This is a genomic window from Methylobacterium sp. WL64, assembly GCF_008039945.1.
In the GTDB taxonomy this organism is placed as follows: domain Bacteria; phylum Pseudomonadota; class Alphaproteobacteria; order Rhizobiales; family Beijerinckiaceae; genus Methylobacterium.
Genome location: NZ_VRVA01000125.1, coordinates 1 through 14,129, shown reverse-complemented (window position 1 = coordinate 14,129; position 14,129 = coordinate 1). Strand labels below are relative to the sequence as shown.

Below are 14,129 nucleotides of genomic sequence, written 5' to 3'. Positions count from 1 at the left end.
GGTCCGGGCCGGCCACGCCGGGCGGCTCGCGGCGGCCGCGGGCTTCGCGGTGTCTGGGGTTCGCGGTCGCCGCGGGCGGAAGCATCGAACGGACTTTCTGCCTCGGCCCACGCCGACTTTAAGCTGAACCTTGGACGTGTCGCCCAGTAGGCATGGGGATTATGCGCCCGTCAATGCAGTGCATCGAACGTTCTTAATTGATGATGTAAATACTGGACATGTAAATCTAATACAGAGTGGTGGCCGGTCTCTGTGGAGGAACGGGGCTTTCGGTTGGGTGTTCGGTGCGCACGGCGGTCGCAATACCCTGGCGTGCGGGGTGCGCCGCGGGCGGGCGTGAGACGAATCGACAACGGAAATCGGCGCCCGCGCCCGGGGCCCGCATTCCGTGTCCCGGGCACCTACGACGTTCACGCATCGATCGAGGGGGCAGGGGGCGCCGCTGCGCCTCGTCCGGCGCCACCCCCATCCCCGACCCATGAGGGCCACGGATTACACGCGCTGGACGATTCATCGCCCGAGGATTGGTCCCCCATAGCCGATAACCCGCGCCGTCGTTCCGGGGCGCCGCAGGCGGGCCCGGAACCCAGAATGCTGCGCGTGCAAGAGCTTGACACGTCGGCGTCTCTGGATCCCGGACCCCGGCTGTCGGCCCGGGCCGACCGGCGGCGCGGTCAGTCCCGCACCACCACCTTGGTGCCGACCCGGACCCGGTCGTAGAGATCGACCACGTCCTTGTTGGTCATGCGGATGCAGCCCGAGGACACCGCGGCGCCCATCGTCTCGGGCTCGTTCGAGCCGTGGATCCGGTAGAGCGACGAGCCGAGATAGAGGGCGCGGGCGCCCAGCGGGTTGTCCTGGCCGCCGGCCATGAAGCGCGGCAGGTCCGGGCGGCGGGCCAGCATCTGCTGCGGCGGACGCCAGGCCGGCCATTCCTTCTTCATCGTCACCGTCTTGGTGCCGGACCAGGAGAAGCCCTGCCGGCCGACGCCGACGCCGTAGCGGATCGCCTCGCTGTTCCCGAGGATGTAGTAGAGCCGGCGCTGGCGGGTGGAGATCACGACGGTGCCGGGCTTCTCGGTGCTGTTCCAGCCGATCGTCTCGCGCGGGATCGCCTGGCTGCGGAAGACGTTCAGGAAATCCGCGAGCGGGCCGCTATCGATCGGGCCGGCGGAGGCGGGCGCGCTCCCCAGCAGGGCGCCTGCGAGCGCGAGCATCGCGATCCGTCTCGACATGGTCTGTCATCCTCTCACTTTGGCCGGTCGCTTGGCCGGTCGCTTGGCCGGTTTCTGCCGACGGCGTCGGCCGTCGCGGCCGGGCCGCGATCCCTGGGGCGAACCGGCCCGGACTTCGCGGCGAGGTTGAGGCCGACCGGGGGGAGGGGGCATTTCCGGGCGTGAATGTGTGGTGGGCGCAACACTCTGCTCCCGGCGTGGAGCTGGGGTTTGGCGAACGGACCCTGCACCCGCGAGAACCACGCGCCGCTCGAAGAGCCCTTCGCAAAACGCCTGCTGCACCGTCGGGGCTCGAAGTCGGGATCCCGGCCATCGCGCGTGGCGTGCAGAAGTCTCCGTATCGCGGGTCGCGTCCCCAGATGGGGCGGCGGATTTTAGCGCGGCGGGCAACGTTCCGCAGAGAGCGGATCCCGCCGCCTTTCCGAAAGATCTCCGGCCGCCTCGGCCCACATCGCAGCCTGGGTCTCGTCAAGAGTATGCGGTGGGCGCCCAACGATTTCATGCCACCTTGACGGATGTGACAGGCCCGCGTCTGATGGTGTCCTGACGAGGTCTAGGAATCACGCAAGATTATAGGGCGCATCGATCAAGTCAAAATGGCCCGGACAATTCGTTCTCGGTCGGGCGGGGTGCAACATAGGGGCTGGGCGATGCGGGGCCGTCTCATGAAAATCGCATCCTGCGCCCGGACTCTATTTGTCGTATGCTCCTCGATCGTTGTTCCGACCTTCGTGACGGCGCGGACCGATGGCCGTCGCTCCTGGTGTGACGCCATGAAGGAGTCGAGCGCGAGTGCCCCTCGCACCAGTGTCGACCTCGGGTGGAGCGGAAGCGACTCCATCGACATCGGAATCCCGGCCCGGGTTCAATATCGGCCGGGTCCGAAAGCTGAAGCGACAGTGACCGGCAACGCAGATCTCGCGAGCCATGTGCGCCTGCGCGATGGCCAGCTCGAATGGGATAGCAAAGACTACGAGGACTGCTATCCCACCGACCTTGTCGTCCATCTCGTCGGCCCGCCGGTTGCGGAGTGGACCATCCACGGCACCGCGCACCTCGACCTGAACAACATCAGGCAGGATGTCTTGAAAATGACGAGGCACGGCATCGGACGGATCACCGCGGACGGCGACGTCAGAGAAATCTGGCTTCGGGCCTCGGGCAGGGGAAGCGCGGATCTCGGTCGACTTGAGACGCAGCGCGCGACGATCCGTATTTCAGGAAGCGGTGAGGTCGACGTGGCGCCACGCGAGGACGCTGACATTTCAATATCAGGGCGCGCAGTCTTAAGAATTCACGGGAACGGTGCCAAGCTTCACATTCAATCTCACGGCCGGGCCCAAGCCATACAGGTTCAGTGACGCGACCTGTCCGTTGGGATGGACGAATAAGTTTGTGCCGATCGTCCCGGGCGCGATGCCCCGGACGACATGCTCGGGGATCGGCCGCCGCGTGGTCACCCGAGGTGCCGGTCGGCGGGAATCGCCGCCGTGGCGGGGATGGTCACCCGCGCCCCGTCGGCCTCGGCAAGTTCCACGATGCGGGTCTGCATACCCGGAGCGACGTACACGACCGTACCCCCGGCGCCGGCCGGCATCGGGTCGCCGTCATCCGGCATCGCCTCGTCGAGCCGCACGACGCGATCGAGATCCCGGATTGCGGGCTCGGCGCGTCGCGCCGTGTAAAGCGTCGCGACCGACAACCCTGTGACGTGGCCTGCGCGCCCCGCACGTCCGCAAGCCATCAGCCCGGCGCGACGCCGTGGGTGATTGCGCCGGGGGACGGCCATGCTTATCTCGAGACCGTGATCCGATCCGTCGCCCTTCTGGCCCGCCGCGTCGCGGGCCCGCCGGACCGCCTCGTCCGGAGCCTCGCCGTGCTGGCGATGCTCGTCGTCGCGGCGGCTGCGCTGATGGCCGCGCCCCGGCCGGCCCGGGCCGCCCCCGTGGCGGGCCCGGCCTGCTGGGTGACGAGCCAGGCCGTGGCCGTGCTGTCGGATGCGCGCGGGGTGGAGACGCGCAAGATCGAGACGCGTAAGGCCGGCTCCGAGGCCCGCCGGGCGCTGTTCGACGGCACCGACCTGTGTCCGGCCGATCTCGAGGTCGTCGGCGAACTTGGGCTCCCGCGCCGCCCCGTGGAAGCGCCCCGGCCGCGTCACGTCTCCGCCGCATCCTACGGTTATGCCCCGGCCGTCGCGCCGGCGTCCGGACCGGACGAAGCCCTGCACCGGCCGCCCCGGGCGGCCTGATCCGCGCCGCCGGTTCCGCCGGCCAGGCGCCCGATCTGCGCCCTAGCGGCGCGAGGCCCTCGTGCCGGATCCCGGATCCGGCGTGGTGGGCCAAACTCTCGATCGTGCAGCATCGTCCGTCCGGAAGCCGGAAAACGCCTTTCAGGGGAATGCGCGATCCGCCTCGACGAGGCGCGGCCCTTTCAGCGCCGCGCCGGCCTCTGCAGACGCATGTTATTCCAGGAGCGTCGGAACCCGTGACCCGCACTTCGTCCGCCCAATTCCCGTCCCCCGTCCGGCGCGCCACGCCGCGCGTGACCGTCCTGGGGGCGTCCGCCCTGCTGGCGCTCGGCCTCGCGGCCTGCAACCCGAGGCAGGTGGCCGCGCCGACGCCGCCGGTGCCGGAGGTCGGCTTCGTCACGGTGACCCCGCAGGCGATCCCCTACCTGCGCGACCTGCCCGGGCGGGTGGCGCCGATGCGGATCGCCGAGGTCCGGTCGCGGGTCTCCGGCCTCGTGGTCAAGCGCCTGTTCGAGCAGGGCAGCCAGGTCAAGGAAGGCGACATCCTCTACAAGATCGACCCGGCCCCGTTCGAGGTCGAGCTGGCGAGCGCGGAGGCCGTGCTGGCCCGCCACGAGGCCGCCCTGGTGCTGGCCCGGCAGCAGGCCGACCGGCTCGAGACCCTGCTGACCCGGGCCACCGCCAGCCAGGCGCAGTACGACGCCGCCTTCGCGGGCAAGAAGCAGGCGGAAGCCGAGGTCGCCGGCGCCAAGGCGGCCCGGGACCGGGCGCAGCTCAACCTGGGCTGGACCGACGTGCGCGCGCCGATCACCGGCCGGATCGGCCGGGCGCTGCTCACCGAGGGAACCCTGATCGAGCCGGGCTCGACGGGAGCGCTCGCCACGATCCAGCAGCTCGACCCGATCTACGTCGACATCACCCAGTCGGTGGGCGAACTGAACCGCCTGCGCCGGGATCTGGCCAGCGGCGAGCTCGCCCGGCTGGAGGACAACACCGCCAACGTCCACCTGATCATGGACGACAACTCCCTCTACCCGCTGGCCGGCCGCCTGCTGTTCTCGGACGTCACCGCCGATCCGAGCACCGGCCAGGTGACCCTGCGGGTGCAGTTCCCCAACCCGCACGACGAGCTGTTTCCGGGCATGTACGTCCGCGCCCGGATCAAGCAGGGCATCGATTCCGACGCCATCGCGGTGCCCCAGCAGGCCATCCAGCGCACCGAGGACGGCCGCGCCGAGGTCTGGCTGGTCCGGGCCGACGACACGGTGATGCGCCAGCCGGTCGAGGTCGGGCCGGTGGTCGGGCAGAACTGGCTGATCCGGGACGGGCTCAAGGCCGGCGAGCGGGTGATCGTCGACGGCGTCCAGAAGATCACCGCGGGCGTGAAGGTGAAGCCCCTGGACCAGACCCCGCTCCACGGCGAGGAGAGCCCGAAGCACGACGCCGACGAAGCCCCCGACGCGGCCGGCGACCAGAAGCCAAGTGATCAGAAATCAAGTGACCAGAAGCCAAGTGACCAGAAGCTTGGCGACCAGAAGCTTGGCGACCAGAAGCCCGGGGATAAGGCGCAGGTCGCCCCGCGCGCGGCCGCGGTCAACCGCCACTGAGCCCGGGAGACCTCGACCATGGCACGCTTCTTCATCGACCGCCCGGTCTTCGCCTGGGTGGTGGCCCTGTTCATCTGCCTGGGCGGCGCCCTGGCGATCCCGAACCTGCCGATCGCGCAGTACCCGGTGATCGCCCCGCCGCAGATCGCCCTGTCCACGGCCTATCCCGGCGCCTCGGTGGACAGCCTCTACGTCGGCACGACCCGGCTCATCGAGGATGAGCTGAACGGCGCGGCCGACATCATGAACTTCGAGTCGACGACCGACTCGTTCGGCTCGGTCAACATCACCGCGACCTTCCTGCCCGGCACCGACCCGGCGCTCGCCTCCGTGGAGGTGCAGAACCGGTTGAAGCGCGTGGAGGCCCGCCTGCCGGCGGAAGTCCGCCAGCAGGGCATCCTGGTGGAGGAGGCCTCGGCCGCGACCCTCAACATCATCACCCTGATCTCCAAGGACGGGTCGATGGACGAGGTGGGCCTCGGCGACTTCCTGATCCGCAACGTCATCAACGAGATCCGGCGCATCCCCGGGGTCGGGCGCGCCACGCTCTACTCCACCGAGCGCTCGCTCCGGGTCTGGGTCGATCCGGACAAGCTGCGCGGCCTGTCGCTGAGCGCCGAGGACGTGACCGAGGCGATCCGCAACCAGAACATCCAGGTCGCCTCCGGCTCGGTCGGCGCCCAGCCGAGCCCGACCAAGCAGGCGGTCACGGTGCCGATCATCGTGAAGGGCCAGCTCGGCACCATCGAGGATTTCGGCGCGATCGTGCTGCGGGCCAATTCGGACGGCTCGAACGTGCGCCTGCGCGACGTCGCCCGGATCGAGCTCGGCGGCGACGCCTACCAGTTCTCGACCCGGCTCAACGGCGGCCCGGCCGCCGGCATCTCGGTGACGCTGGCCCCCGACGGCAACGCGCTGGAGACCGCCAAGGCGATCCGCGCCAAGATGGTGGAGCTGTCGCAGTTCTTCCCGCCGGACCTGAAGTGGGACATCCCGTACGACATCACCCCGGCGGTCGAGGCCTCGATCGAGAAGGTGCTGCACACCCTGGTCGAGGCGGTGGTGCTGGTCTTCCTGGTGATGTTCCTGTTCCTGCAGAACATCCGCTACACCCTGATCCCCACCATCGTGGTGCCGATCGCCCTGATGGGCACGGTCACGGTGATGTGGATCTCCGGCTTCTCGGTGAACGTGCTCACCATGTTCGGCATGGTGCTGGCCATCGGCATCCTGGTCGACGACGCCATCGTGGTGGTGGAGAACGTCGAGCGGATCATGAACGAGGAGGGCCTGCCCCCCAAGGAGGCCACCAAGAAGGCCATGGAGCAGATCACCGGGGCGATCATCGGCATCACCCTGGTGCTGATGGCCGTGTTCATCCCGATGGCGTTCTTCCCCGGCTCGGTGGGCATCATCTACCGGCAATTCTCGATCGCCATGGTCACCTCCATCGCGTTCTCGGCGCTGCTGGCCCTGTCGCTGACGCCGGCCTTGTGCGCGACCTTCCTGAAGCCGGTGGTCAAGGGCCACGGCCACGCCAAGGGCGGCGTGTTCGGGATGTTCAACCGCTTCGTCGACCGCGAGACCGCCCGCTACGGCCGCGGCGTGGCGGGCCTCATCCGCAAGTCCGGCCGGGTGATGCTGGTCTACCTCGCCCTGGTGGCAGGCATGGCCTACGCCTTCGTCAACCTGCCGGAGGGCTTCCTGCCGGTGGAGGACCAGGGCTTCTTCACGGTGGACATCCAGACGCCCCCCGGCGCCTCCTACAACCGCACCCAGGAGGCCAACCGCCGGGTCGAGGAGCACCTGCTGGCGCAACCCGGCGTCGCCACCGTGACCATGCTCAACGGCTTTTCGTTCTCGGGCCAGGCCCCGAGCACCAGCCAGGCCTTCGTGACCCTGAAGCCCTGGAGCGAGCGCGACGCGAAGAACTCGGCCGCCGCCCTGGTGGCCGGGACCAACGCGGCGCTGGCGAACTACCGCGACGCCACCGTGGACGCCCAGGAGCCGCCCCCGGTGGACAACCTCGGCAATGCCGCCGGCTTCTCGTTCCGCCTCCAGGACCGGGCGAACCGCGGCTACGCGGCCCTGCTCTCGGCCCAGGACCAGCTGCTCAAGCTCGCCCAAGGCAGCCCGATCCTGCAGAAGGTGAAGATCGAGGGCCTGCCGCCGACCCCGCAGGCGGAGCTGATCGTCGACCGCGAGAAGGCGGCGGCGCTCGGCGTCAAGTTCGAGGACATCAACGCCACGATCCAGCTCAACCTCGGCTCGGTCTACACCAACGACTTCCCCAACCGGGGCAAGATGCAGCGCGTCTACGTCCAGGCCGAGCAACTCCAGCGCATGAACGCCTCGGACATCCTCAACTACGCGGTGAAGAACGCCGGCGGCACGATGGTGCCGATGTCGTCCTTCGCGGAGCTGAAATGGGGCATGGGGCCGAGCCAGATCGTCGGCTTCAACGGCTACCAGTCGGTCCGCATCACGGGCGAGCCGAACCCCGGCTACACCTCGGGCGACGCGATCAACGAGATGGAGCGGCTGATGCTGCAGCTGCCCAAGGGTTTCGGCTATGCCTGGACCGGCCAGTCGTTCCAGGAGAAGCAGGCTGGCAGCCAGGCCAGCCTGCTGCTGGCGCTCTCGGTGCTGATCGTGTTCCTGTGCCTGGCCGCGCTCTACGAGAGCTGGGCGATCCCGGTCTCGGTGCTGCTGGTGATCCCGCTCGGCGTGATCGGCGCGGTGGCGGCCGTCTACCTGCGCGGCATGCCCAACGACGTGTACTTCAAGATCGGCCTGATCACGATCATCGGCCTCTCGGCCAAGAACGCGATCCTGATCGTGGAGTTCGCCAAGGACCTCTGGAAGCCCGGAACCTCGGTGATCCAGTCCGCCATCGAGGCCTCGACGCTCCGGTTCCGGCCGATCGTGATGACCTCGCTCGCCTTCATCTTCGGCGTGGTGCCGCTGGCCATCGCCACCGGCGCCGCCTCGAAGAGCCAGCAGGCGATCGGCACCGGCGTGATGGGCGGCATGATCACCGCGACCGTGCTGGCGGTGTTCTTCGTACCGGTGTTCTTCGTGGTGGTGATGCGCCTGTTCCGGCGCAAGGCCGTGGCCGACGGCGAGCGGGGCGCGGGCGAGTCGGCGGCGCAGCGGCCCCACCACGCGGCGGCGGCCGAGTAGGGGCGGGATCGGGCGCCTGAACCGCGACGCGTTTTCCCTCCCCTCCGCAGGGGAGGGCTGGCGCATGTCACCTCCGAATCGGCCCTCCCGCGAACCACGGATCACCGACACCTGGCGCGCGCAGCCGTCGGCTTGCACCCGTCGATGTCTGAACACCGTCGACCATCACCCTGCATTTTGTATGCGGATGGTCCGAACCTTGCTGTGGGTGTGTGGCCGGCGCGGTTTGCCCGCGCGCTTCTCTCGGCCTAGGCTCAACCCCTGCGCTGGTGGTGGCGGCCTGCCATCAACTTCCACGGTTTCGGAGATCCGCTTGTCCCGTTCGACCCTGAAGATCCTCGCCCGCGGCGTGGCCGCAGGCGCGGTCGCGACCTTCGCGCTGGCGGCGCTGCCCGCGCAGGCCGCCAACGTGTTCCGCTTCGCGTTCCAGGGCGATCTCAAGTCGCTGGATCCCTACTCCCTCAAGGAGAGCTTCACCGAGGGTATGCAGCAGGCGGCCTACGAGTCGCTGGTCACCCTCGACAAGAACCTGAAATTCGCCCCCGGACTGGCCGAATCGTGGGAGACGCCGGAGCCGACCCGCTGGCGCTTCCACCTGCGCAAGAACGTCACGTTCCACGACGGCTCGCCGTTCACCGCCGACGACGTGCTCTTCTCCGCCCAGCGCGTCCGGGCCTCGGGCTCGAACTTCACCACGAACGTCCCGGCCGACGCCGAGTTCGTGAAGGTCGACGACCACACCGTCGACATGGTGCTGAAGAAGCCGAACCCCATCGCGCTCGCCCAGTTCCCGACCTGGCTGATCATGTCGAAGAGCTGGTCTGAGAAGAACGGCGCCGCGCAGCCGACCCCGGCCAACGCCACCAGCCCGAGCTACGCCACCCTGCACGAGAACGGCACCGGCCCGTTCGTGATCGCCGAGCACCAGCCCGGCGTGAAGACGGTGTTCAAGAAGTTTCCCGGCTACTGGGGCAAGGTCGAGTCGAACCTCGACGAGGCGGTGCTGACCACGATCGCCAACCCGGCGACCCGCGTCGCCGCGCTGCTCTCGGGCGAGGTCGACTGGATCGATCCCGTGCCGTTGCAGGATCAGCAGCGGGTGAACGCCAGCGGCACCGCCATCGTGATGGCGGGCCCCGAGCTGCGCACGATCTTCCTCGGCATGGATCAGGACCGGGACGAGCTCAAGGATTCGAGCGTCAAGGGCAAGAACCCGTTCAAGGACATCAAGGTGCGTGAGGCGTTCTACCTCGCCATCGACGAGGAGACGATCGCCAAGCGCGTGATGCGCGGGCAGGCCGTGCCCTCCGCCCTGATGATCGCGCCGAGCCTCTACGACCGTGGGGCCGAGTTCAAGCGCCCGGCCACCGACCTCAAGAAGGCCAAGGAGCTGATGGCCCAGGCCGGCTACCCGGACGGGTTCTCGCTGACGATGGATTGCCCCAACGATCGCTACGTCAACGACGAGGCGATCTGCCAGGCGGTGGTCTCGATGCTCGCCCGCATCAACGTCAAGGTGAACCTGAACGCTCAGCCGAAGGCGAAGTACTTCGCCAAGGTGCTGGCCCCGAATTTCGACACCTCGTTCTACCTGCTCGGCTGGACGCCGTCGTCGCTCGACAGCCACAACATCCTCTACGAGATCGTCGGCTGCCGGAAGCCGGGCGACAAGTCGGGACGCGGCAGCTGGAACCTCGCGGGCTACTGCGACCCGAAGATCGATGAGATCGCCGACAAGGTCGAGGGCGAGACCGACAAGACCAAGCGCGACGCCCTGATCAAGGAGGGCTTCGACGTCCTGAGCGCCGACTGGGGCTACATCCCGCTGCACCAGCAGGCCCTGGCCTGGGGCGTCTCCAAGAAGGTCCACCTGACCCAGCGCGCCGACAACCTGCTCCTGCTCTACTGGGTCTCGAAAGATCCCCAGTAGGCGCCGGGCGTGCTCGCCTTCCTGCTGCGCCGGGTGATCCAGGCGGCCGCGGTGCTCGCGGTCGTCGGGCTCATCGCGTTCTCGATGTTCCGGTTCGCGGGCGACCCCGTGAACCAGATCGTCGGGCCCGACACGCCTGCCTCCGAGCGGGCCGAGATCCGCAAGAGTCTCGGCCTCGACGATCCGGTGCTGATGCAGTTCGCCCGCTACGCCGACGACGTGGTCCGGGGCCGGCTCGGGATCTCGTACCAGTTCCGCCAGCCGGTCTCGCAGCTGCTCGCCGAGCGCATGCCGGCGACCCTGGAACTCGCCTTCTGCGCCACGGTGTTCGCGCTCGTGGTCGGCGTCCTGATGGGGGTCTACTGCGCGCTGCGCCGGGACTCCTGGCTCGCCGGGCTGTTCCAGGCGGTCTCGCTGATCGGCATCAGCCTGCCGACCTTCCTGATCGGCATCCTGCTGATCTACCTGTTCTCGGTGACGCTCGGCTGGCTGCCCTCCTACGGGCGCGGCGACACGGTGCGGCTCGGCTGGTGGACCACCGGCTTCCTCACCTGGTCGGGCCTGAAGGCGCTGATCCTGCCGTCCGTCACGCTGGGCCTGTTCCAGATGACGCTGATCATGCGGCTGGTGCGCGCCGAGATGCTGGAGGTGCTGCGCACCGACTACATCCGCTTCGCCCGCGCCCGGGGCCTCTCCACCCGGGCGGTCCACCTGCGCCACGCCCTCAAGAACACCCTCGTGCCGGTGATCACCATCGCGGGGCTGCAGCTCGGCTCGGTCATCGCCTTCTCGATCATCACCGAGACGGTGTTCCAGTGGCCCGGCATGGGCCTGCTGTTCGTCCAGGCCGTGCAGAACGTCGATATCCCGATCATGTCCGCCTACCTGCTGCTCGTCGCGCTGATCTTCGTGACCATCAATCTCGTGGTCGACATCCTCTACACCGTGGTCGACCCGCGCCTGCGGCTGTCGTCCGCGCGGACCGCGTGAGGCCGGCATGAGCGGACGCGACATCGACGCCGGCAACGCGCCGCCGGTCCCGCTGGCGGCGGCCACGCCCGGACGGCTCGCGCGCTGGCGCGATTCCGACCTGGTCGCCAGCTTCCTGCGCTCGAAGACCGCGATCGTGGCGCTGCTCGCCACGGTGCTGATGGTCGGGCTCGCGGTGGCGGCCCCGCTGATCTCGCCCCAGAACCCCTACGACCCGGCCCAGCTCGACCTGATCAACTCCAACCTGCCGCCGATCTGGCAGGCGGACGGCCAGGCGCCGTTCTACCTCGGCACCGACGACCAGGGCCGGGACGTGCTCTCGGCGGTGCTGTACGGCCTGCGCCTGTCGCTGATCGTGGGCGTGCTCGGGGTGATCACCTCCGGCGTGCTCGGCATCGCGCTGGGCTTGGTCGCCGGCTATGCGGGCGGCGCCCTCGACACGCTGATCATGCGGGTCGCCGACGTGCAGCTCACCTTCCCGGCGATCCTGATCGCCCTGGTGGTGGACGGCGTCGCCCGGGCGAGTTTTGGCGGCGCGCTGGATGTCGGGCCGCTGATCGGGCTGATCGTGATCTCGATCGGCCTGTCGTTCTGGGTGCAGTACGCCCGCACGGTGCGCTCCTCCGTGATGGTCGAGAAGGGCAAGGACTACGTCCAGGCCGCCCGGCTGATCGGCCTGACGCCCCCGGTGATCCTGGTCCGCCACGTGCTGCCCAACGTCACCGGGCCGGTCTTCGTCATCGCGACGATCAACCTGGCGCTGGCGATCATCACCGAGGCGACCCTGTCGTTCCTCGGCACCGGCCTGCCCGAGACCATGCCGTCGCTCGGCACCCTGATCCGCACCGGCAACCGGTTCCTGTTCTCCGGCGAATGGTGGATCGTCGCCTTCCCGGGCCTGGCGCTGGCCGGCCTCGTCATCGCCATCAACCTCCTGGGGGATTGGCTGCGCGACGCGCTCAATCCGAAGCTGCAATGACCGAAACCATCCTCTCCGTGCGCGACCTCACGGTCACGTTCGACACGCGGCGCGGGCCGCTCACCGCCATCGACCGGGTCTCGTTCGACATCGGCCGGGGCGAGATCCTGGGGGTCGTCGGCGAATCCGGGGCCGGCAAGTCGGTCACCGGCTCGGCGGTGATCGGGCTGATCGACCGGCCGGGCCGGATCAGCGGCGGCGCGATCACGTTGCGCGGCGCGCGCATCGACAACCTGCCCCCCGAGGCGATGCGGCGGGTGCGGGGCAAGCGGATCGGCATGATCTTCCAGGACCCGCTGACCTCGCTGGACCCGCTGTTCCGGGTCGGCGACCAGATCGTCGAGACCCTGCGGGCCCACACCGACCTCTCCGCCCGGGCGGCCCGCACCCGGGCCATCGACCTGCTCGCCGAGGTCGGCATCCCGGCGCCTGAGCGGCGGATCGACGGCTATCCGCACGAATTCTCGGGCGGCATGCGCCAGCGCGTGGTGATCGCGCTGGCGCTCGCCGCCGAGCCGGAGCTGATCATCGCCGACGAGCCGACCACGGCGCTCGACGTCTCGGTCCAGGCGCAGATCATCACCCTGCTCAAGCGCCTGTGCCGCGAGCACGGCACCGCGGTGATGCTGGTGACCCACGACATGGGCGTGATCGCCGAGGCCGCCGACCGGGTCGCAGTGATGTATGCCGGGCGGGTCGCCGAGATCGGCCCGGTCGCCTCCGTGATCGCAAAGCCGCACCACCCCTACGCGGTCGGCCTGATGGGGGCGATCCCGACCCTGTCGCAGGAGGCCGACCGGCTCAGCCAGATCCCCGGCTCGATGCCGCGACTCACCGCCATCCCGCAGGGCTGCGCCTTCAACCCGCGCTGCCCGAAGGTGTTTGCCCGCTGCCGCGTCGAGCGGCCGGAGCCGATCCTGGTGGGCGAAAGCCGCGTCACCTGCCACCTGTACGACGTCACGGAGAAGGCGGCGTGAGCGCCTATGTCGAGGTCACCGACCTGCGCCGCCTGTTCGATGTCTCGAAACCCTGGCTGAACCGGGTGATCGAGCGCGAGCCCCGCCGGTTCCTCACGGCGGTGGACCGGGTCGGCTTCACCATCGCCAAGGGTGAGACCTTCGCGATCGTCGGCGAATCCGGTTCGGGCAAGTCGACCGTGGCCCGGATGGTGGTCGGCCTGCTGCCGCCCTCCGCCGGCGAGGTGCGGATCACCGGGGTCTCGATGACCGATCCCCGGGAGGCGGCGGCGCGGCGGCGGCTGCGCTCGCGCATCCAGATGATCTTCCAGGACCCCTACGCGTCGATGAACCCGCGCTGGCGCGTGGGCAAGATCATCGCGGAGCCGATCCGTGCCTTCAACCTGATCCAGGGGGAGGGGGCGATCCGCGCCCGGGTCGGCGAGCTGCTCGGCCTGGTCGGCCTCCACCCGGACGATTCCAAGAAGTACCCGCACGAATTCTCCGGCGGCCAGCGCCAGCGCGTCGCCATCGCCCGGGCGCTCGCCAGCCAGGCGGAGTTCCTGGTCGGCGACGAGCCGACCTCGGCGCTCGACGTCTCGGTGCAGGCGCAGATCCTCAACCTGATGCGCGACCTGCAGGACCGGCTCGGGCTGACCTACCTGTTCATCTCCCACAACCTCGCCGTGGTCCGCCACATGGCGACCCGGGTGGGGGTGATGTATCTCGGCCGCCTGGTCGAGGTTGCGGCCGCAAAGGATCTGTTCGCGCGGCCCCGCCACCCGTACACGCGGATGCTGCTCGACGCGGTGCCCGACCTCGCCCATGTCGGCCGCGCCCGGGTGCCGGTCTCCGGCGAGATCCCGAACCCGATCGACCCGCCCCCCGGCTGCACCTTCAACCCCCGCTGCCCGCTCGCCAACGACCGCTGCCGCACCGAGGTCCCGGCCCTGCTGGACGGTGTCGCCTGCCACGCCGTGCAGGAGGGGCGGGCCTGAGGG

Annotated in this window: 11 protein-coding genes; 9 read left to right on the top strand and 2 right to left on the bottom strand. The window is 69.2% G+C overall.

The annotated features are described in order from the left end of the window. Positions 1-674: 674 nt before the first annotated feature. Positions 675-1,235, bottom strand: coding sequence for a L,D-transpeptidase (locus tag FV242_RS28530; protein ID WP_147941284.1), 561 nt, complete (start codon positions 1,233-1,235; stop codon positions 675-677). A gap of 773 nt (positions 1,236-2,008) precedes the next feature. On the opposite strand from FV242_RS28530, the gene FV242_RS28525 reads away from it, so the two are divergent. Continuing rightward, on the top strand, positions 2,009-2,596 hold the full coding sequence (locus FV242_RS28525; RefSeq protein WP_246692931.1) for a DUF2807 domain-containing protein: 588 nt from the start codon (positions 2,009-2,011) through the stop codon (positions 2,594-2,596). A 95-nt stretch (positions 2,597-2,691) separates the two neighbouring features. Here the strand turns inward: FV242_RS28525 and FV242_RS28520 are convergent, their stop codons facing one another. Next, entirely contained in the window at positions 2,692-3,024 is a 333-nt protein-coding gene (locus FV242_RS28520; protein ID WP_187278598.1) for a hypothetical protein, read from the bottom strand. A 15-nt stretch (positions 3,025-3,039) separates the two neighbouring features. On the opposite strand from FV242_RS28520, the gene FV242_RS28515 reads away from it, so the two are divergent. From FV242_RS28515 to FV242_RS28480, 8 genes are all read left to right on the top strand, one after another. Beyond that, entirely contained in the window at positions 3,040-3,483 is a 444-nt protein-coding gene (locus tag FV242_RS28515; RefSeq protein WP_246692930.1) for a hypothetical protein, read from the top strand. A gap of 293 nt (positions 3,484-3,776) precedes the next feature. After that, on the top strand, positions 3,777-5,090 hold the full coding sequence (locus FV242_RS28510; RefSeq protein ID WP_246692932.1) for an efflux RND transporter periplasmic adaptor subunit: 1,314 nt from the start codon (positions 3,777-3,779) through the stop codon (positions 5,088-5,090). A gap of 18 nt (positions 5,091-5,108) precedes the next feature. After that, positions 5,109-8,273 (top strand): multidrug efflux RND transporter permease subunit, encoded by a 3,165-nt coding sequence (locus tag FV242_RS28505; protein WP_147941280.1) that lies wholly within the window; start codon positions 5,109-5,111, stop codon positions 8,271-8,273. 313 nt (positions 8,274-8,586) lie between these two features. Then, positions 8,587-10,203: an ABC transporter substrate-binding protein gene (locus tag FV242_RS28500; RefSeq protein WP_147910354.1), complete on the top strand. Its 1,617-nt coding sequence runs from the start codon at positions 8,587-8,589 to the stop codon at positions 10,201-10,203. A gap of 9 nt (positions 10,204-10,212) precedes the next feature. Continuing rightward, on the top strand, positions 10,213-11,193 hold the full coding sequence (locus FV242_RS28495) for an ABC transporter permease (protein WP_147941279.1): 981 nt from the start codon (positions 10,213-10,215) through the stop codon (positions 11,191-11,193). A 7-nt stretch (positions 11,194-11,200) separates the two neighbouring features. Next, positions 11,201-12,172 (top strand): ABC transporter permease, encoded by a 972-nt coding sequence (locus FV242_RS28490; RefSeq protein WP_147910352.1) that lies wholly within the window; start codon positions 11,201-11,203, stop codon positions 12,170-12,172. Continuing rightward, entirely contained in the window at positions 12,169-13,149 is a 981-nt protein-coding gene (locus FV242_RS28485; RefSeq protein WP_147941278.1) for an ABC transporter ATP-binding protein, read from the top strand. The genes FV242_RS28490 and FV242_RS28485 overlap by 4 nt, the downstream gene beginning before the upstream one ends. Next, positions 13,146-14,126 carry an ABC transporter ATP-binding protein gene (locus FV242_RS28480; RefSeq protein ID WP_147910350.1) on the top strand — a complete coding sequence of 327 codons (981 nt, stop codon included), beginning with the start codon at positions 13,146-13,148 and terminating at the stop codon, positions 14,124-14,126. Before FV242_RS28485 ends, FV242_RS28480 begins: the two co-directional genes overlap by 4 nt. The last annotated feature ends 3 nt before the right edge of the window (positions 14,127-14,129 follow it).

Excerpts from the sequence above, each read along its gene's own strand:
- FV242_RS28530 (WP_147941284.1), bottom strand. The coding sequence starts at position 1,235 with ATGTCGAGACGGATCGCGATGCTCGCGCTCGCAGGCGCCCTGCTGGGG.
- FV242_RS28525 (WP_246692931.1), top strand. The coding sequence starts at position 2,009 with ATGAAGGAGTCGAGCGCGAGTGCCCCTCGCACCAGTGTCGACCTCGGG.
- FV242_RS28520 (WP_187278598.1), bottom strand. The coding sequence starts at position 3,024 with ATGGCCGTCCCCCGGCGCAATCACCCACGGCGTCGCGCCGGGCTGATG.
- FV242_RS28505 (WP_147941280.1), top strand. The coding sequence starts at position 5,109 with ATGGCACGCTTCTTCATCGACCGCCCGGTCTTCGCCTGGGTGGTGGCC.
- FV242_RS28490 (WP_147910352.1), top strand. The coding sequence starts at position 11,201 with ATGAGCGGACGCGACATCGACGCCGGCAACGCGCCGCCGGTCCCGCTG.
- FV242_RS28485 (WP_147941278.1), top strand. The coding sequence starts at position 12,169 with ATGACCGAAACCATCCTCTCCGTGCGCGACCTCACGGTCACGTTCGAC.